At 47.7% G+C, this 18,444-nt stretch carries 19 protein-coding genes; 12 read left to right on the plus strand and 7 right to left on the minus strand.

The window, feature by feature from the left end:
- Window positions 1–68 precede the first annotated feature (68 nt).
- Window positions 69–290, plus strand: a complete 222-nt coding sequence (locus ADIS_RS16925) for a DUF2795 domain-containing protein (RefSeq protein ID WP_010855875.1) — start codon at window positions 69–71, stop codon at window positions 288–290.
- A 36-nt stretch (window positions 291–326) separates the two neighbouring features.
- Here the strand turns inward: ADIS_RS16925 and ADIS_RS16930 are convergent, their stop codons facing one another.
- From ADIS_RS16930 to ADIS_RS16955, 6 genes are all read right to left on the minus strand, one after another.
- On the minus strand, window positions 327–1,064 hold the full coding sequence (locus tag ADIS_RS16930) for a LytR/AlgR family response regulator transcription factor (RefSeq protein WP_010855876.1): 738 nt from the start codon (window positions 1,062–1,064) through the stop codon (window positions 327–329).
- Complete coding sequence (locus ADIS_RS16935; RefSeq protein WP_010855877.1) at window positions 1,036–2,103, minus strand: sensor histidine kinase; 1,068 nt, start codon at window positions 2,101–2,103, stop codon at window positions 1,036–1,038. Before ADIS_RS16935 ends, ADIS_RS16930 begins: the two co-directional genes overlap by 29 nt.
- A 1-nt stretch (window position 2,104) precedes the next feature.
- Window positions 2,105–2,836 carry a LiaF transmembrane domain-containing protein gene (locus tag ADIS_RS16940; RefSeq protein ID WP_010855878.1) on the minus strand — a complete coding sequence of 244 codons (732 nt, stop codon included), beginning with the start codon at window positions 2,834–2,836 and terminating at the stop codon, window positions 2,105–2,107.
- 235 nt (window positions 2,837–3,071) lie between these two features.
- Window positions 3,072–3,749, minus strand: coding sequence for a 2-C-methyl-D-erythritol 4-phosphate cytidylyltransferase (locus ADIS_RS16945; RefSeq protein ID WP_010855880.1), 678 nt, complete (start codon window positions 3,747–3,749; stop codon window positions 3,072–3,074).
- 53 nt (window positions 3,750–3,802) lie between these two features.
- Window positions 3,803–4,852: a tRNA preQ1(34) S-adenosylmethionine ribosyltransferase-isomerase QueA gene (queA, locus tag ADIS_RS16950; protein ID WP_010855881.1), complete on the minus strand. Its 1,050-nt coding sequence runs from the start codon at window positions 4,850–4,852 to the stop codon at window positions 3,803–3,805.
- On the minus strand, window positions 4,849–5,031 hold the full coding sequence (locus tag ADIS_RS16955; protein WP_010855882.1) for a hypothetical protein: 183 nt from the start codon (window positions 5,029–5,031) through the stop codon (window positions 4,849–4,851). The genes queA and ADIS_RS16955 overlap by 4 nt, the downstream gene beginning before the upstream one ends.
- Window positions 5,032–5,152: 121 nt before the next feature.
- On the opposite strand from ADIS_RS16955, the gene ADIS_RS16960 reads away from it, so the two are divergent.
- Window positions 5,153–6,400 (plus strand): ABC transporter permease, encoded by a 1,248-nt coding sequence (locus ADIS_RS16960; RefSeq protein ID WP_010855883.1) that lies wholly within the window; start codon window positions 5,153–5,155, stop codon window positions 6,398–6,400.
- 274 nt (window positions 6,401–6,674) lie between these two features.
- Here ADIS_RS16960 and recA read toward each other — a convergent pair whose 3' ends face one another.
- Window positions 6,675–7,709: a recombinase RecA gene (gene recA, locus ADIS_RS16965; RefSeq protein WP_010855884.1), complete on the minus strand. Its 1,035-nt coding sequence runs from the start codon at window positions 7,707–7,709 to the stop codon at window positions 6,675–6,677.
- A 188-nt stretch (window positions 7,710–7,897) separates the two neighbouring features.
- Between recA and ADIS_RS16970 the strand changes: the two genes are divergently transcribed.
- From ADIS_RS16970 to ADIS_RS17015, 10 genes are all read left to right on the plus strand, one after another.
- Entirely contained in the window at window positions 7,898–8,686 is a 789-nt protein-coding gene (locus ADIS_RS16970) for a DUF3108 domain-containing protein (protein ID WP_010855885.1), read from the plus strand.
- A gap of 144 nt (window positions 8,687–8,830) precedes the next feature.
- Window positions 8,831–9,520 carry a response regulator transcription factor gene (locus ADIS_RS16975; RefSeq protein WP_010855886.1) on the plus strand — a complete coding sequence of 230 codons (690 nt, stop codon included), beginning with the start codon at window positions 8,831–8,833 and terminating at the stop codon, window positions 9,518–9,520.
- A gap of 4 nt (window positions 9,521–9,524) precedes the next feature.
- Complete coding sequence (locus tag ADIS_RS16980) at window positions 9,525–10,589, plus strand: sensor histidine kinase (RefSeq protein ID WP_010855887.1); 1,065 nt, start codon at window positions 9,525–9,527, stop codon at window positions 10,587–10,589.
- A 369-nt stretch (window positions 10,590–10,958) separates the two neighbouring features.
- A complete protein-coding gene (locus ADIS_RS16985; protein ID WP_010855889.1) occupies window positions 10,959–11,468 on the plus strand; it encodes a winged helix-turn-helix domain-containing protein in 510 nt (169 codons plus the stop codon).
- Between the two features lie 310 nt (window positions 11,469–11,778).
- Window positions 11,779–12,024: a hypothetical protein gene (locus ADIS_RS16990; RefSeq protein WP_010855890.1), complete on the plus strand. Its 246-nt coding sequence runs from the start codon at window positions 11,779–11,781 to the stop codon at window positions 12,022–12,024.
- Window positions 12,021–12,443: a putative toxin-antitoxin system toxin component, PIN family gene (locus tag ADIS_RS16995; RefSeq protein ID WP_035806611.1), complete on the plus strand. Its 423-nt coding sequence runs from the start codon at window positions 12,021–12,023 to the stop codon at window positions 12,441–12,443. Before ADIS_RS16990 ends, ADIS_RS16995 begins: the two co-directional genes overlap by 4 nt.
- Window positions 12,444–12,709: 266 nt before the next feature.
- Window positions 12,710–13,609 carry an FkbM family methyltransferase gene (locus ADIS_RS17000; protein ID WP_010855891.1) on the plus strand — a complete coding sequence of 300 codons (900 nt, stop codon included), beginning with the start codon at window positions 12,710–12,712 and terminating at the stop codon, window positions 13,607–13,609.
- Window positions 13,594–14,598, plus strand: a complete 1,005-nt coding sequence (locus ADIS_RS17005; protein ID WP_010855892.1) for a GNAT family N-acetyltransferase — start codon at window positions 13,594–13,596, stop codon at window positions 14,596–14,598. The genes ADIS_RS17000 and ADIS_RS17005 overlap by 16 nt, the downstream gene beginning before the upstream one ends.
- Window positions 14,599–14,621: 23 nt before the next feature.
- A complete protein-coding gene (locus tag ADIS_RS17010) occupies window positions 14,622–15,833 on the plus strand; it encodes a glycosyltransferase (RefSeq protein WP_035806614.1) in 1,212 nt (403 codons plus the stop codon).
- A gap of 121 nt (window positions 15,834–15,954) precedes the next feature.
- On the plus strand, window positions 15,955–17,742 hold the full coding sequence (locus ADIS_RS17015; RefSeq protein WP_010855894.1) for an ABC transporter ATP-binding protein: 1,788 nt from the start codon (window positions 15,955–15,957) through the stop codon (window positions 17,740–17,742).
- Window positions 17,743–18,444: the final 702 nt, after the last annotated feature.

Genomic DNA, 18,444 nt, shown 5'->3' on the forward strand with positions numbered 1-18,444 from the left:
CATACAATCGTAAGCAAAGATATCTATTTTTACCAACCCGAAAGGGACCATTATTAACTGTGTAGACTATGTATTGGACGTTAGAACTTGCCTCCTACTTGGAAGATGCACCTTGGCCGGCCACCAAGGATGAGTTGATTGATTTTGCCATCCGTTCCGGTGCTCCACTGGAAGTAGTTGAAAACCTCCAGGAGCTGGAAGACGATGGTGAGCCGTATGAAAACATTGAGGAAATCTGGCCAGATTATCCGACAAAAGACGATTTCTTCTTCAACGAAGACGAATATTGAAGCAAAAAACTCCCGGTGAATCCATCGGGAGTTTTTTTATGTCCTGAAAACCTCGTTGAGCCGCATGGCTCCCTGCCTACTCATCGGAATACGCTGTCCCGATCGCAGCACCAATTGCTGCCTACTTTTCTCATACGGCTCTATTCGTGTCACCTCATCTATGTTGACGATATAGGAGCGGTGAACCCGTACAAATTTAAGCGGGTCGAGTGCTTCCGAAAAGTACTGCATAGAACCCAGTTTCAAATGCCTCCCCGTTGCGGTTACGATTCCTACATAATCGTCTTCTGCACAGAGGTACTGTATCTCTGCGACCGGGATCACGTCTATTTTGTTGCCAGACTTGACCACCACCCTCGTAAGAGTCTCTACTGAACGAGGGCGCTCTACGAGGTAACGTAGCTGCGTACCTTTCCTATTTTCCCGGTCTTTGCGGCAGCGATCCAACGCCTGTGCCAACCGGTCTTTGCTGTAGGGCTTAAGCAGGTAATCCAAGGCTTGAACTTCAAAGGCCTTGAGCGCATAGGTATCATACGCAGTCATAAAAATGACAGCAGGAAGGTACTCTACAAGCTCCAATAGCTCAAAGCCGTTGATTTTGGGCATTTGTACATCCAGAAAAACCAAATCAGGCCGAAGCTCCTGAATCCCCTTTACCCCGTCAAAGCCGTTTAGGTACCTCCCCACTACCTGCACATCGGCGTGGTCGCCAAGAAACTCTTCCAGAATGTCCTGTGCCAAAGGCTCATCGTCTATTATTACTGCTCTTATCATGGATCTGCGGTATTTTTAGCATTGCTGTAAACACGCCGTCTCTCTTTTGGGTATGCAGAAGATCCTGCCGGCCATAAAGCAGATAAAGCCGGCGGCGAACGCTTTCCAACCCAAAGCCGGTACCGGAAGGCTGTAGGGTGTCGGAATCAAATGGATTGGACACCGCTACGTGAAGCATACCTTGGGACTCGTAGGCATTGATTTGAATGGATACCGTATCAATTACACCGTACAAACCAAATTTGACCGCATTCTCCACCAACGGTTGCACCACCAAGGGCGGGATAGCCCAATCGCCCAAGGCCTCTTCCTTTTCCATATGTACTTGCAGGCGGTCACCAAACCGCGTTTTCTCAATCGCCAAATATAGCCCAATTCGCTCCCACTCACAATCAAAGGGTTCTTTGGAGGCAACCGACTTCTGAATCGTCAGACGGAAAAAATCGGCCAAACGGAGCAGCATATCCCTTGCCCCTGCAGGATTTTTCCCAATAAGCGCACTTACCGAGTTTAAACTGTTGAACAAAAAATGGGGCTGAAGCTGCAACCGAAGCTGATGCAATTCAGCCTCTATAGCGAGCTTCTCTGTGATTGCCTCCCGTTCCTTCATATCCCAGCCCCTCTCCTGTTCCTTTTGCCAAAAAACCAACAAAGACATCCCATAAAAAAGCAGAAACACAAAAGCCAACCGCAGCGGCAGGGTATATTCGACAAACCCTTGGTATTCTGCATCGCCCCAAAGCCATTGGAGCATGAGTTTGCCAAGAAAAACCGCAAAGAGTCCGAGAATTGCGGGAAAACTCAAGGTGTGCAGGTAAGAAGTTCCCGAATGTCTCAGATAGGGATAAACCAAATAAAGTAGCAATACCCCTAGCATTATCAACGATGCATGAATGCCACTATCGGAAACAACAAACCAGTCCAGGCCTTTGTAGTAGGCAAAAAGAAGCAAGGAAACTCCGGCCGTCACTATATAGAGCGCAAGAAAAAACCACCCCCTACCTTTCCTTGACGTAGCACGATCACCGGAAAATCCCATCCTAATAGCTGGTTACTTCGATACCTCCAAAAATCACGGCTCCCGTTAGGATAAGCTTTTTTTCTGCCTCCATCGGAACAACCTGCTGAGCACGTTTATCCTCCACACCGGCGGCAATATTGCTTACGCCAAAGGAGACATCCCAGTGGAAGGGGACGATCAGCTTGACACCTCCCATGACCACTGAAATGTCCAGCACCGCTGTTCCTTCCAAGTCAGCACGGCTTAAATCGATGTCCGTCCCTCCAAAAATGGTTGTTATCTCCCCACCCTTAAATGACTTTGAAATACTCTTGCGCTTGATGCCACAAAAAATAGCTTCCACGTTTACATAGTCGGAGGGGTCTCCGTCCTGCGGTATTCCTCCCTTTCCTGTCCGGAGTTTTCGCTCAAACCGGTCGAAATTACCCTCCCAGTTGACCTTTTTGGTACGCTTCTTTACCAGCAAAAAGGCTCCCAACAAAATCATTCCTATGGGGACTAGAAATTTCTCGGTGTCACTTGGCAGTACATGGTTGTTTCGTAGGAAGAAAAACGTACCGATACTCAGAAGTACAATGGATGCTGTATTTGTAAAACCATGCTTTACCCCAATTATGGTTCCTATCGCCAGCAGAATGACCGGCCAAGAAAAAAGCCATGCAGGGAAAATAATCCCAAACTGTTTTAGTAACAGGGCGGTACCGATCACCAGCACGATTATGCCTAAGGTTCGTTGATTGTCTGATTTCATGTGTCTATATTTGTTTTTCAAAGGTCACAACTTGTCCCGGTTTATAGGGATCGAATACCCATCATAGTCATTCTCCTGTGTGAGAAATTTTCTCATGGGCAATTTTTCGCTTTAAGGCGTTGTTTACCGTACCAAAAATAGACCGTGTTTCTAGAATATCCCGACCAAAATAGGTGACGAGTAACAAAAAATCGGTAAGCAGCTACTTTTTATCGGCAAAAGTCACCAATCAGGCTTACGTTGAAAGACCATTTAGCAGGAACTCTGCATAGGCCATATCCTCGGGGGATGTGATTTTGATGTTTTCGGGATTTCCAGGATATAATGTGACCTCCCAACCTTGGTGCTCATATACAGTGGCATCATCGGTAAAAGCCGGATTGTCCTCCACGCGAAACGCTTGTAGAATTCGGGGTTTCTGAAATATCTGGGGTGTTTGGACCAATCGGAAGGCTTGCCTGTCCTGAAAAGTTGACCTCCCATCCGCCTCCACTCTCCTCAGAGAATCCTTCAGCGGAACTACCGGGATGGCCGACCCGTGTTGGGCTGCTACCTCAAACCCTTGACGGATCACCGATTCGGCGACAAAAGGCCGTACCGCGTCATGAATGGCCACCAACTTGCTGGCTGGATCGCAGGCTGCCAATCCATTCTTGACGGAAAGAAACCGGGAAGACCCTCCTACGGTTGTCCGATGCGGCACCTTGAACCCATAATCATTACAAAGCGTTTGCCAGAAATCCCGATCCCCGGAAGGTAGAACCAACACGATGTCAATAGAAACGTCGAAATTGAAAAAAGCGGCCATAGTATGCATCAGGATCGGCATGTCCCCTATTTTCAGGTATTGCTTTGCCGTAAGGCTACCCATTCGGGTTCCACTTCCTCCTGCGACTATAACTACTGAGTTCATGAATCAATACATTATCTTTATGGATAAAAAAAGGCGCCAATAGCGCCCTTTTCTTAAATGATCAGCATAGCGTCTCCGTAGGAGAAAAACCGATATTTTTCCTTGATTGCCTCCTGGTACGCCTTCATAACGAGGTCATAGCCTCCAAATGCGGCCGTGGTCATAAGCAAGGTAGACTCCGGAAGGTGAAAGTTGGTTATCAGTGAATTGGCGATTTTGAAATCATAGGGCGGAATGATAAACTTGTCGGTCCATCCCGCGCTGGCTTTCAGTCTGCCATTCGCCGTAACAGACGACTCAATGGTCTTTAGGGAAGTAGTTCCCACAGCTACTACCCTTTTCTTGCCATCCAATGCCCGGTTCACCAGTTCCACGGTCCGCTCGGGAATATCGTAATTTTCCGAATCCATCTTGTGTTTGGTCAGATCCTCCACGTCCACTTGGCGGAAGGTCCCCAACCCTATATGAAGTGTAATCGGACTGACCGAAACGCCTTTGATTTCCAAACGCTTCAAAAGATGTGGGGTAAAATGCAAACCTGCTGTCGGTGCGGCCACTGCGCCTACATGTTCGGCATAGATAGTCTGGTACCTATCCCTGTCAGATGAATCTACCTCCCGTTCTATGTATTCCTTGAGAATGGGCGTCTCTCCCAATACATCGATGGTTTTGAAAAACTCCTCGTCTGTTCCATCAAAAAGAAAACGGATCGTCCTGCCACGGGAGGTCGTATTGTCGATGACTTCTGCCACGAGATCACTGTCTCCAAAATACAATTTGTTTCCTACACGTATCTTTCTGGCCGGATCCACCAGCACATCCCAAAGTCTCAGTTCCCGATTTAGCTCCCTCAACAGAAACACCTCGATCTTGGCACCTGTTTTTTCCTTGTTTCCATATAGACGGGCAGGAAACACCTTTGTGTTGTTGGTTACAAAAACGTCTCCGTCATTGAAATATTCGATAACTTCCTTGAAAACCCGGTGATCGATTTTTCCGGTAGCCTTGTGGACTACCATTAGCCTGGATTCGTCTCTGTTTTCTGTAGGATATAGGGAAATAAGCTTTTTGGGAACTTCAAATTTGAAATCTGATAATTTCATAGGTCTATAATTGTTTTTTCAATGATTCTAATTTGGATCCCGTTACTAAGCTCGGGCAGCTGGGATCGGATCCCGCGAGGATCTGTGCCTATGTAAGACAGGTCAAATGGCAAATAATCACCTTCCCATTGGGTAACGGGATCGTCCTGCCATCCTGCCTTTGGCAGACTTGATTTCATGTGTATGCTATTTGGCCTTTTTCTTGCGTTTGTAACAGTCATAAAAAATGCAAAGATAGCAAGAATATTACCTATTTGTATCTATCTTGCCAAATAGTTTTCATTCAACCCCTTGAGCGTTATGTTGCTTCGACTTATCTGGGAGAGTTTTCGATTTGCCATGCAGGCACTAAAATCCAACCTTACCCGAACGGTTCTTTCATTGCTGGGGGTAACGGTGGGTATTTTTGCCATCATCGCCGTGTTTACCTTGGTAGATTCGCTCGAAAACAACATTAAAAACAGTCTTTCTTTTTTGGGGAACAACATTATTCGGGTCGATCGATTCCCCTTTACATCCGGACCACAGGAGTATCCCTGGTGGAAATACTTCCGACGCCCTCCTGGTTCCTATGCTGAGTACCAATTCCTAAGTGAAAGACTCAAAAACGCAGAAGCCGTGACCATTTTTGCCGAAGCTCGGACTACGGCCAAACAGGGCAGTAACGCCTATGAACGGGTAGCGCTTCAGGGGGTGGTGTTCAGCCATAAAGACGTCTATGAAGTGCCCATTGGTGAGGGACGGTTCTTTACAGAACTGGAAATAAGTGCCGCCAGAAACGTCGCCATTATCGGCGTCAAAATAGCAAGGGCGTTGTTTCCCGGAGAGGGAAGTCCACTGGGGAAGGAACTAAAGGTGAAAGGGCTCCGCTTTACGGTCATCGGGCTTTTTGAAGAAGAAGGGGAAGGACTGTTTGATGCTCCCTCCAAAGACGAGGCTATCTTGATTCCCTTCGGTTCATTCTCTAAGTTGTACAACGTGGGTAGGTATGGCCTTGAACCGGTCATAGCGGCCAAGGGGATGGATGATGATCTGGAGCTTGTTGCGTTGGAAAATGAAATGGCTGGACTGCTTAGGGCCAAACGTGGGCTTAAACCCACGGAGGAGGATAATTTTGCGCTGAACAAGTCGGAGTTTATCCAAAATGCCGTAGGGGCTATTTTTGCCGTGATTTCGATTGCCGGATGGGTAATCGGCGGATTCTCCATCTTGATTGGAGGCTTCGGTATTGCCAATATCATGTTCGTATCCGTGAAGGAACGTACCAATATCATCGGTATCCAAAAGTCCCTCGGGGCCAAAAATTACTTTATCCTGCTTCAGTTTTTGTTCGAGGCGGTTTTCCTGAGCCTAATTGGCGGACTTGCCGGGTTGTTGATTGTCTTTGGATTTACCTTCGTAGACTTGGGAAGTCTTGAGCTTATCCTGAGTATGAAAAATATCCTGCTGGGTCTGGGACTATCCTCGGTTATCGGTATTCTCTCTGGCATCGTTCCGGCTAGCATCGCCGCGGGCTTGGATCCGGTGGAAGCCATCCGGTCCGCGTAGCCGTAAGCCTATTCGTATCGTTTATCACGGGCGGAAATGTAAGGAATGGCAAAGAGGAGGGAACTATGGTTTGCCGGCAAATTAAGGTTGGGAGATATGGGTACCGAGATGTAAGATATTAGACAAATGCCATTCCCAAAATAGCGTTGGCAAAACGGTTTCTATCCAATTCCCCAAATCGCAAAGGGGTGAAAACGAATAACCCCGGATCGTATCCGGGGCTATTGAGACAGTTCGCATCTGTGCTGGGACAATCGATTATTTGCCGCTTTGGTTATTCTTCGGATTTAGCACCTTTTTTACCTTCCGCCAATTTCAATCCGGCCTTTTCTTTGATCTTCTTTTCCAGTTCTTCCATTAATTCTGGATTGTCCAGAATCAGGGCCTTGACCGCATCGCGGCCCTGACCCAGTTTATTGCCTTCATAGGAAAACCAGGAACCGGCCTTCTTTATTATCTCAAACTCGACACCCAGGTCTATGATTTCCCCTACTTTGGAGATACCCTCTCCATACATAATGTCAAACTCCACCACTTTGAACGGCGGTGACACCTTGTTTTTTACCACTTTGACTTTGGTACGGTTGCCCAAAATATTATCGGCACCCTCTTTGATTTGGCCGATGCGACGTATATCGAGGCGCACGGATGCATAAAACTTCAGCGCATTACCGCCCGTAGTAGTTTCGGGGTTGCCAAACATCACGCCTATTTTGTCCCGCAGCTGATTGATAAAGATACACGCACAGCCGGTCTTGTTGATGGCCCCTGTCAGTTTCCGTAGAGCTTGGGACATCAGCCTGGCCTGTAGGCCCATTTTGCTGTCTCCCATTTCCCCCTCCAATTCCCCTTTGGGAACCAGGGCCGCTACAGAGTCGATGACGATGATATCTATGGCGCCCGACCGGATCAGGTGTTCGGCAATCTCCAACGCCTGCTCGCCATTGTCTGGCTGGGAAATAAGAAGATTTTCGGTATCAATGCCCAATTTTTCGGCGTAAGCCTTATCAAAGGCGTGTTCGGCGTCAATAAATGCCGCCATGCCTCCTGCCTTTTGGGCTTCGGCTATGCAGTGCATGGAAAGCGTGGTTTTTCCCGAAGATTCGGGACCATAGATCTCGATGACCCGGCCTCGGGGAATTCCCCCAATCCCCAGAGCCATATCCAAACCCAACGACCCGGTGGAGATGGCAGGAATATCCAATACGACGTTGTCACTCAGCTTCATGACAGTGCCTTTGCCGTAGGTTTTTTCCAGCTTGTCCAGGGTAAGTTGCAGGGCTTTCAGTTTTTCAGAATTACCACTCATAGTTGATGAAAGAGTAAAAGTTTGTCTAAAATGATCCTGTGAAAGTACGCATTCACCCTCGCAATACCAACAAAGGATAACCATTGTTTTCCGAATCCGTTCTACTATATTTGGCCGATTACGGATCCTTGTAGACTTCAAATATGGTATGGGATTTGAAGTTAGCTCATTGATTCAAACCAGTTAACATGCAGCTCAAGGCGAAAATAGCGTTGTTTTTTATCTTCCTTTCTTTTGGTTTTCCGGACTCCCAGCCTATCCGAAAAAACCAGGCCTTTACCCAGGGAGAGGAACTCACCTTCAAGGTGAAATTTCTCCTTCTCAATGCTGCAGAGGCCAAAATGATCATCCACGACAACATCCATTATGTTCAAAACCGACCTACCTACAAGATCGACGTGTTTGGCCGCACGCTGAGCATTTTTCGCCTTTTCTACGTGCAGGACAACTGGGGCACCTACCTAGATACGGCAAGAATCATCCCCTATCGCTCCTATCGGCACATCGAAGAAGGAAACTACCGCAAACACGAAGTAATCGACTTTCACCACGAACGGAACGAAGCCCTGGTCAAGCTCTTTGACCGAGAGAACGAAAAAGTGGTAGAAACAACGAGTTATCGCATCCCCTCGCAGATCCAGGATATTGTCAGTGGATATTACCTGATGCGCACCATGGATTTTTCAGGCTTAAAGAAAGGACAAAATATCACGATACGCGGGTTTTTCGACAAAAAAATATATAACCTAAATTTAACATACGAGGGCACCCAGCGTCTTTCCACCAAGATCGGCACCTACAACACACACATTTTTTCCCCTGAAATGCCCAAAAACAAACTCTTCAGTGGCGATCGACCCATCAAGGTATGGATCACAGATGATGCCAATCGCATCCCTGTGCGAATCAAGGCAAATCTGCTGGTAGGATCGCTGGATATGGAAATCACCGAAGCGCTAGGCCTTCGAAATCCCTAGTTAACAATTCGGTAACAATTGCAACTATTTGCACGGCTTGTAGGAACCTGATAGAAAGCCGAGGGCCTTATTCGCCCAATTCTTTTCAAGGAATTGTTAACTTTGCGAAAAATCGACACCTACAGGTCGGGTTCATATTAAACCATGAGTGAAAAACGCAAACAAAAAGTCCTCGTAGTAGATGATGAACAGGACATCGTTGACATTCTTACCTATAACCTAGAGAAAGAAGGATACGAGGTAGAAACAGCCATCAACGGTATATTGGCCGTAAAAAGGGCAGTCACTTTTCTTCCCGACTTGATTCTGCTCGACATCATGATGCCCCAGCAGGATGGGGTTGAAACCTGCCGTCAATTGCGGGAAATACCCGATCTTCAACATACGTTCATCATTTTTCTCACCGCGCGTGCAGAGGAGTACTCAGAGGTAGCTGCTTTTGACGTAGGTGCAGACGATTATATCAACAAACCCATCAAACCCCGGGCACTGCTAAGCCGCATATCCGCATTGTTTCGGCGAGAAACCAAAAAGGAGCAGGAAGTTTCCCGAGTGCAGGTTCGGGATCTGGTAATCGACCGTACCAGCTACACGGTAACCCAGGCAGGCAAGACCATGGTGCTGCCCAAAAAGGAATTTGAGCTGTTGTATTTTTTGGCCAAAAGCCCCAATACAGTATTCAACCGGGAAGACCTGCTTCAAAACATATGGGGTTCGGATGTATTTGTACTGGCCCGCACGGTAGACGTACATATCCGAAAGGTGCGCGAAAAAATCGGCGACGACTACATTACCACTGTCAAGGGCGTGGGATACAAGTTTGACCTAAAATAGACACATGTTAAACAGCTCTAAGGGCATTGCGCTGTTATTGGCACTAGGTATCACTACCTTGGTGCTAGCTTGCCTTTCCCTGCTGGAAGACGTCACGCCAACCCTGATGACCGTTATGGGAACCCTCACCTTTGCGGTTTCCTACCTTTTGATTTATATCGTATTGCATTTCCTGATTTTTGAAGAAATAAGCAACATCTACCGGGTACTCGAAAAGATCCAGAAAAAGAATCCTGGCCTCATCGAAACCAAGCGTAGGGGCCGTGCCCTGCTTCCTCTTAGCAACTTACAGGGCACCATCGACGCCTTTGCCACCGCCAAAAACAGGGAAATCGAAATCCTGCAACAAAACGAAACGTTTCGTCGGGAATTCATAGGCGACATCTCCCATGAACTCAAAACTCCGATTTTTGCCGCCCAAGGGTACATCCATACACTGTTGGATGGAGCGGTGGATGACCTCTCAGTGCGGGACAAGTTTCTGAAACGGGCCGCAAAAAGCCTGGGAAATCTGGAAAAACTGGTGCAGGACCTAATCACGCTCAATCAGATGGAGAGCGGGATGGTGAAGTTTCACATGACGGAATTTGATCTAAAAGAGACAGTGCACGAGGTGCTGGAACAACTCGAGGACAAAGCAAACAGAAGGAATGTCCGCATGCAATTTCAGGCGCAGGCAAATGGCAACTTTCGGACATTCGCCGACCGGGACAAGATCTTCCGCGTCGTACAAAACCTTGTGTCGAACGCCATCAAATACAACAAAGAGGAAGGGAAAGTAACCGTTCAGCTAAAAGCCGGCAAAAATCGACTAAGGCTGAAGGTCAGAGACGAGGGCAAGGGTATACCTCCGGAGGATCTGAAACGCATTTTTGAGCGCTTTTACCGTGTAGACAAAAGCCGATCCAAAGAACAGGGCGGTACCGGACTGGGCCTAGCCATTGTGAAGCATATCCTGGAAGGCCACAAAAGCAAGATTTCCGTATCCTCCGCCGTCGGTGAGGGTTCCGTATTCAGCTTCGATCTGCCATTGCAAACCAAGGCAGAAGGCAGCAAACCGAAAAACTAAGCCTTGTACGGTTGGCTTTGTATCCGTCTAAACAACCTGTAAACGATCGCGATGAAGATGACCAAGCTGATGGCAGTGAATACCATGGGCCATTGAACGTCACGAACCAACCGCATCAGGCAACCAAACACAATGCGAAACCTAGACCTTCCGTACCAGACCGCCTGACGGTTGAATGTTACCTAAATTACACCCTATCCTAAATTTTTTCTCCATTTCTTGCTATTCTACACACAACGAGTAAATTTGTTACTCATGCGGCTTGGCTTGTCTGGGAACCACGGGGCGAAGCTGTGCAAGGTTTGCAATCCCAACTTGGTTCCCATATAGAAATCTGTCGTTTACTGCCTGCTTTTTTCCTTTCCCCTCTTGTTAGACTCCCTTATTACCTCCAAAACCCGCATCAAACTGTTGGTGAAGTTTTTCTCCAGCGAGGGCAACGTGGGGTACCTTCGTGGCCTTGCCGAGGAATTTCAGGAATCGACCAACTCCGTGCGGGTAGAACTCAACCGCCTGACAGAAGCCGGTCTGTTGACCTCGGGAGAAAACGGCAAAACAAAACTCTACCGGGCCAACGAAACCCATCCCTTTTACCTAGAACTGCGCAATATGGTAAGCAAGTTTTTGGGACTGGATCAACTCGTGGAGCAGATCGTTCTACGTATGGGGCCTGTGAAGAAAGCATACATCGTGGGAGACTATGCCCGTGGCATCGATTCGGGCACCATCGAGATGGTGTTGGTAGGTAAGCAATTGGATTTGGACTACCTGGATTTCCTGACCCAAAAAACCTACGAGAAGATACAACGCCGCGTCTCCGTCACCGTCGTCGAAACCGACCCAAAAGAGGTGGATGGGGTGTTGGTGTTTGGGGTATAAAACGATATATGCTTCGCGATACTAAAATGATATATGCTGCGCGATATAAGTGGATATAAGCCTTCGGCGATATTCGTTGATATACGCCTGCGGCGATATATTTGGGTTGTGGGTATGAGATTAGTATCTGTTCGGATTCGCCGTTTTGGAAAGGAAGTGGCATCGTAAATTCCGCGAATCTCAGATCTCATATCTAACGTCTTATGTCTTTTGTCTTTTGTCTTGATTCTTACGTCTCTGAGACACCTACAGTCCAGTCTAAACCTCATAATAGATAAATCGTTAAAAACTTTGTAAAGCCAATAGTACCATGGAGACCCCTAAAACAGTACAGCCACCACTAAGCAACCTTCAACGAGAACTACTTGGCATTTTTGCGAAGGAAGTTCCCGAAAAAGACCTAATCGCTATCCGAGGGCTATTAGCAAGGTACTTTGCCGAAAAGGCAATGGATCTGGCAGATGACTTTTGGGATTCCAAAGGTTGGTCAGACGAAAAAGCCGACCAAATCCTGGAAACTAAACTCCGGACTCTGGACAAGGACACCAATTTGTGAAAGTTGTTTTAGACACAAATATTTTACTTGTTTCCATTTCGAGAAAATCGGCACATCACTGGGTTTTTAGGAGCCTAGTAGTCGGCTACTATACCCTGTGTGTAACTACCGACATTCTCTCAGAATACGCCGAAAAGATCGAAGAGCACATGAACAAGGATATTGCGGATGCAGTACTCTTGGCCTTGCTAGAAATGTCAAATGTTGAGAAGATAGAAGCTTATTACAAGTGGAATCTTCTACACGACAAGGACGATAATAAATTTTGTGATTGTGTGATAGCAGGAGGAGCCAATTATTTGGTTACGCAAGACAAGGATTTCAGAATATTAGCTAATACTCCATTCCCAAAAGTTTCCATATTATCACTTTCTCAGTTTAAAGCTATTCTCGCAGAACAAGAGAGTACAGAAACGTAACCGACTAGCCCGGAGCTTCCCTAATTCTAATGTCGATCAAACTAGACCTTAGGTCTTTATTCTTAGGAAATTGATGTCGGGTAGGATTCATAAAAAGGGATATAAAATGATATATGCTTCGCGATATTCGTTGATATATGCCTTCGGCGATATATTTGGTTGCGTTTGTCAGATTAGGCTCGCTTCGGATTCGTGGTTTTAGAGACGGTGTAGAGTCGCAAATTTCTCGAATCTTAAATCTTATGTCTAAAGTCTAATATCTATTAATGCGCCGCCTGATCCCCTATTTGCGATACTACTGGACGGAGGTGATGGTTGGCGGAAAAATGGACACGGGAAAAAATCTGGACCTATTGGCGACCTTCTATTACCTCCTTTGGCGGGCAAAGTATTTTCCGAACAAGGAAGTTACCGTACGCGTATGGGGCATGAAAATAACCGCTGACAAACCCAAAACCTTACAGCAATCCTTGCTGGAAATCTTCGTGCACGAGGTTTACCGATTTGACAGTCAGCTAGAGGCTCCAGTAATTCTGGATGCAGGGGCAAATATCGGAATCAGTGCGCTCTACTTTGTCCGGAAGTATCCAGGAGCCGAGATCGTTTGCGTAGAGCCAAATCCCAAAGCGGTGACCTACCTGAAAAAGAACATCACTGCCAACAACCTATCCAACATACACATCAACGAAGTGGCACTGGGCGCAGATACCGGCTTTGGTTCCCTCGTGGAATCTCCTAACTCCTTGCTGAACACGACGGTAAATGTATCTGCCCTACCCACTCCCATTCCGGTGGTGGCACTTACCTCGCTGATGGAGAAACACTCAGTAGATCTGATGAAATTGGATATAGAAGGTGGCGAATGGGAGGTGCTGAACCATTGGCTGGACCTCAAAAGCGGCCTTCCTTGTCCCCGCGAAATCCTCGTTGAACTCCATCCACAAAAAACCGCCAATTCACTGGCAGGCCGGGACCTCAGGCATCGGTTGGAATCACAGGGATATTCTGCGTCGGTAATCCAACATCCTTTCGGCTCGTTACTGAAGGCCCTGCTGAATGAACCTTTTAATGCTCTCTGGTGGGCAAAAAAAGGTGTTGGCTGCTTAATTCATTTTATTTTGGCAATAGCGGCTATTGACCAGGTGTTACGATGGAATCCTCAGTAAAAGAGCTACCTTTCTGCCGTACACCTGCCAAGCACTATCAGGCGGTGCAATTTAACGATTCCCTGACAGAACTATGGAACGGAATCCTGGCCCATAGTCCGAACGGCACCTTTCTTCATCACAGGTATTTTATTGGATACCATGGATCACGCTTTGTAGATGCCTCCACGATCATCTTTTATGCTGGGAAGGCCGTTGCCCTTTTTCCGGCAGAGCGCGAGGGGAATCGGATTTACTCCCATCGGGGATTGACCTATGCGGGGTGGATACTGGCTTCCGGGGTGGCCCCCGACCAAATCCCGGAAATAATGAGGGAAACCATCGCTTACTACCTGCACTTGGGCATCCAACGGATGGAAGTACGCACAATTCCCAATTGCTTCACGGCCTTCGATCAAGAATCTCTCCATCATCTATTCGCAAAACTAGGAGGAAAGACCGTCGCCACGCATGTACACCACGCTATTCCCCTTCCGCACAAGGTAAGCGACAGAGGCAAAAAATGGGGGCGGAAAAAGGCCTTAATGCACGGGCTTTTTGTTTACGAATCCTCCGATCTGCAAGCTTTCTGGAAAGACATTCTCCAACCCAACCTAGAAGTTCACCACCGAGCGAAACCCACGCATACTTGGTACGAAATGCAAACCCTCGTGGACAGGTTTCCAGATCAGATACGATTTCACGGTGTATACCAGGGATCCGAGCTCCTTGGCGGTGCCGTTGTTTTTGACACCCTACGTTGTGCCCATCTCCAATACATTGCAGCCTCCAAAAAAGGAAGGGCCCTGCGTTGCCTGGATTTACTTATGGGTGAATTAATTGAAATCAATTACGCGCACAAAGCCTGGTTCAACATGGGAGTTTCCCATATACCCCCGTCTGGCGTAAAAAACAAAGGACTGGTAACATGGAAGGAAAGCTTGGGTGGCAGGCCTGTTTCAGCATTTCTGCTCCAAATTGATCTAGGCTGCTATTCTCTCTCTGACTAGCCGTACGTGTCAACCTCTTTGCATTGAATATACTTCTGATCCCTTCTTGGTACCCAGATGGTGATTATTTTATGAATGGGATCTTTATCCAAGAGCAGGCCTTAGCCCTGGCTAAGCGATTTCCACACATCCAGATTGGAGTAAGCCTATGGGGACAACAGAAAGAAGACTACCTGCTTTGGGGAAAAGACCTGGCTAGGAACATTCTAAAACTAATCAAGGGAAGGAAGAAAACCGGCAAGACCAACCTGGCACGGCAGCCGCTACCCAACTTCTATGAGTGGGAAACCTCCGCCTTTACATGGACTGATAAATATAAGCAGGGTAATTTGAGAGGTATTCAAAAAGCCAACGAACAGAATTTATTGGCTTTCGAACAGATCGTGGGAAAAGTCGATTTGATTCACGCCCACGTATGCCACAAAGCAGGAATTATTGCGTCTTGGCTATCAAAAAAGAAGGGAATCCCCTACTTGATAACCGAACAGATGAGCCCGTTCCCCTTCACTCAAATTCTAACGAGACAGGGTACCCTGACCAAAAAATACCGGGACGCCTACGAACAGGCGACGATCAACATCGCCATCAGTCCCGATTTAAAACGGCGCATGCAGAAAATGGGAATTCCGAATATCCGGGTGATCCCAAATCTAGCGGACGAGCAATTCTTCATTCCCGCCAAAAAATCACCAGCAAATCCCTTCACCTTCTTCACGCTTTGCGATATGCGCGTGCAGAAAGATCTGCCAACCCTGCTTAAGGCAATAAAAAGATTGCTTTCAGCAGACCACTCGGCCCGATTTCTAATCGGTGGAGACGGAGAAATGTTCGATGAATGGAGCTCCCTATCCAATAAAATGGGACTTTCCCAGCATGTAGATTGGCTTGGCCCCTTGGATCGTGAACAGGCCAGGCACTATTATCAGCAAGCTCATGCCTTTGTACTACCCAGTCAACATGAAACCTTGGGGGTGGTTTTCTTGGAGGCCATCGCCTGCGGCTTACCCGTAATAGCCACCCGCTGCGGTGGCCCCGAATGCATTGTAAACAAAGATAATGGCCTACTGGTAGAAACAGGCAATCCCAAGGAATTGGCCCTAGCCATGGAAAAACTAATGGAGAACTACCCTTCCTATGATAAAATGACCATAAGAAACTTTCATCTCGAATATTTCGCTTCTTTCCCCATCTGCAATCAATTGATGAAAACTTACTACGAGGTATGCACTCAATGAAAAACCGTTCAAGCCAACTCCACCCTACCTTCTTAAGGTAACGACCCTACCTGTTACGCTGTAAGCTGGCAAACAAGACCCACCTACCCCTTTTTGACATTCCTCTCTACTTTATACCTAGATGGCAAATTCATTTCTCAAAAAACACTTCACCTACTTCCGGTTTTTTTATGGCTTTCTCGGTCATCGCCTGATCGTGGCATTTGGGCTTAGCATGGGGGTGGCCCTGATGGACGGCTTGGGTCTGACCATGTTTATTCCGCTACTCACACTCATCGACGGAGGCATTGCTCCAGAAGAAGGCCTTGGAAAGCTATCCTTTGTCGTCAATGGCCTAGAAGCGCTGGGAATCCCCTTTACGTTGGCTTCTATCCTCGTGCTCATGATGCTGTTCTTTATTGCCAAGGGTGCCTTCCGTTTTATGGAATCCTATTACCGGGTGCGCATGCGCCGTTTTTTTACCTTGCGCCTGCGCTTTCAGACCATAGACCGGCTTTCAGCTCTCAGCTACAAAACCTTTGTGCTGTCGGATTCCGGCAAAATCCAAAATACCATCAGCGGCGAAATGGAGCGGGTCGTGGCCGCATGGCACAGCTACCGCAGCGTTCTCCAGGCCGGTGCCATGGTGCTGGTCTATACGCTCCTGGCCTTTTCGGTCAACGTGCAGTTCTCTCTTCTGGTGGCTTTGGGCGCGGTAGCGATCAACGCCCTCTATGCCGGTCTGTACAAACGTACCAAATCTCTCTCCCGTCAGGTCACCAACCTAAACCACTTCTTTCAGGGTTTTCTAATCCAACAGGTAGCCTACTTTAAGTACCTGAAGGCCACCGGAAAGCAACACGTTTACGGGCGTAAGATGAAGGATAAGATCGTGGAAATCGAAGACAGCCATCACCGCATGGGCTTTATTGGGTCTGCCGTGGAAGCTCTGAAGGAACCCCTCGTGGTGATGATCGTAGTGGGTGTTATCCTTCTCGAAGTGCTGGTACTTGGGGGCGCATTCTCTGCCATTATCTTAAGTCTGCTGTTTTTCTACCGAGCCCTTACCTTCCTGATTGCCTTTCAGTCGGGCTGGAATTCCCTACTGACTTTTCAGGGCTCCCTGGGAAATCTTATGGAGTTTTTGGAGGAATTGAAATCCGGCCAAGATCAGGACGGAAAGCAACCGCTGGATCGTTTTCGGGATGCAATGGAATTTCAACAAGTTTGCTTTACCTATCAGAACACCCGCGTATTACACGATATATCCTTTACCCTTCCCCGCAACCAAACCCTGGCCCTGGTAGGGGAAAGCGGATCAGGAAAAACGACCCTGATGAACCTGATCGCCGGGCTGGCCCTGCCCGACCGGGGAGAGATCTTCGTAGACGGCATCTCCATGGTAAATATCAAGCGTGAAAGCTTTCAGGCCAGAATCGGCTACATCACCCAGGAACCGGTTATCTTTAGCGACACGGTATTCAACAATGTTAGCTTCTGGGATCGGGACACCCCCGAAAACCGGAAACGGGCGCAGGAGGCCCTGCAAAAAGCGTCCGTATGGAACTTTGTGGACTCACTGGAAAAGGGTTTGGACACCCCCTTGGGCAATGCCGGTATTCTGGTAAGCGGCGGGCAAAAGCAGCGGATTTCCATCGCCCGCGAGCTCTACAAGGACGTGGATATCCTGCTGATGGACGAGGCCACCTCTGCCCTCGACTCTGAAACGGAGCGGGCCATACAGGAAAACATCGAAGCCCTAAAAGGGAAGTACACCATTGTGATGATTGCCCACCGGCTGTCTACCGTAAAGCACGCCGACCGCATACTGCACATGCACGAGGGATCCATTACCCACAGCGGATCCTTCGAGGAGCTGATCACCCATTCGGGTGCCTTCAAGAAGATGGTGGAGCTGCAGGAGTTTTGATGATTGCGGCATGGGCAAAAAGGCTATGAATGGGGAGTTGGGGTAGAGTAGAGACTTAAGACGTAAGACTTAAGATATAAGACTCGCAAAACGTTCACGGCTACATCGTCACTAGAACCAAAAACACGGAGCGATTCTAATGTCAGCCGATGCAATCCCCGTCATTGCGAGGAGGGACGACGAAGCAATCTCACTAACTAATGTCGTCATTGCGAGAAGGAACAGCCTGTCCCGACGCGTCGGGAACGAAGCAATCTCCTCCACTACAATGAGATTGCCGCGGCTTGATATCGATTCATTCTCCGATATATACTTGTAAATCATAGACTACCTCATAAACCATCATCGGATATCTCCAAGCCTCGCAATGACGGGAAAAAACCGCTATCGTCATTGCGAGGAGCGGGCGACGAAGCAATCTCGTCCACTACAATATTGCCACGGTTTGAATGCGCTTCGTGCTCCAATAACCAAAAAGAAATAACAGAATACGTAATCAACGATCATCGGCTCTCTCCAAGCCTCGCAATGACGGGGAAAAACTGCTCTCGTCATTGCGAGGAGCGCGCGACGAAGCAATCTCAACAACTTCAAGGGGATTGCCACGGCTTGATGTCGATTCCTTCTCCGATATATACTTGCAAATCGTAGATTATCCAATAAACCATCATCGGGTCTCTCCAAGCCTCGCAATGACGGAGG

Source organism: Lunatimonas lonarensis (assembly GCF_000390185.1).
Taxonomy (GTDB): Bacteria; Bacteroidota; Bacteroidia; order Cytophagales; family Cyclobacteriaceae; genus Lunatimonas; species Lunatimonas lonarensis.

Excerpts from the sequence above, each read along its gene's own strand:
- ADIS_RS16925 (WP_010855875.1), top strand. The coding sequence starts at position 69 with ATGTATTGGACGTTAGAACTTGCCTCCTACTTGGAAGATGCACCTTGG.
- ADIS_RS16930 (WP_010855876.1), bottom strand. The coding sequence starts at position 1,064 with ATGATAAGAGCAGTAATAATAGACGATGAGCCTTTGGCACAGGACATT.
- ADIS_RS16935 (WP_010855877.1), bottom strand. The coding sequence starts at position 2,103 with ATGGGATTTTCCGGTGATCGTGCTACGTCAAGGAAAGGTAGGGGGTGG.
- ADIS_RS16940 (WP_010855878.1), bottom strand. The coding sequence starts at position 2,836 with ATGAAATCAGACAATCAACGAACCTTAGGCATAATCGTGCTGGTGATC.
- ADIS_RS16945 (WP_010855880.1), bottom strand. The coding sequence starts at position 3,749 with ATGAACTCAGTAGTTATAGTCGCAGGAGGAAGTGGAACCCGAATGGGT.
- queA (WP_010855881.1), bottom strand. The coding sequence starts at position 4,852 with ATGAAATTATCAGATTTCAAATTTGAAGTTCCCAAAAAGCTTATTTCC.
- ADIS_RS16955 (WP_010855882.1), bottom strand. The coding sequence starts at position 5,031 with ATGAAATCAAGTCTGCCAAAGGCAGGATGGCAGGACGATCCCGTTACC.
- ADIS_RS16960 (WP_010855883.1), top strand. The coding sequence starts at position 5,153 with ATGTTGCTTCGACTTATCTGGGAGAGTTTTCGATTTGCCATGCAGGCA.
- recA (WP_010855884.1), bottom strand. The coding sequence starts at position 7,709 with ATGAGTGGTAATTCTGAAAAACTGAAAGCCCTGCAACTTACCCTGGAC.
- ADIS_RS16970 (WP_010855885.1), top strand. The coding sequence starts at position 7,898 with ATGCAGCTCAAGGCGAAAATAGCGTTGTTTTTTATCTTCCTTTCTTTT.
- ADIS_RS16975 (WP_010855886.1), top strand. The coding sequence starts at position 8,831 with ATGAGTGAAAAACGCAAACAAAAAGTCCTCGTAGTAGATGATGAACAG.
- ADIS_RS16980 (WP_010855887.1), top strand. The coding sequence starts at position 9,525 with ATGTTAAACAGCTCTAAGGGCATTGCGCTGTTATTGGCACTAGGTATC.
- ADIS_RS16990 (WP_010855890.1), top strand. The coding sequence starts at position 11,779 with ATGGAGACCCCTAAAACAGTACAGCCACCACTAAGCAACCTTCAACGA.
- ADIS_RS17000 (WP_010855891.1), top strand. The coding sequence starts at position 12,710 with ATGCGCCGCCTGATCCCCTATTTGCGATACTACTGGACGGAGGTGATG.
- ADIS_RS17005 (WP_010855892.1), top strand. The coding sequence starts at position 13,594 with ATGGAATCCTCAGTAAAAGAGCTACCTTTCTGCCGTACACCTGCCAAG.
- ADIS_RS17015 (WP_010855894.1), top strand. The coding sequence starts at position 15,955 with ATGGCAAATTCATTTCTCAAAAAACACTTCACCTACTTCCGGTTTTTT.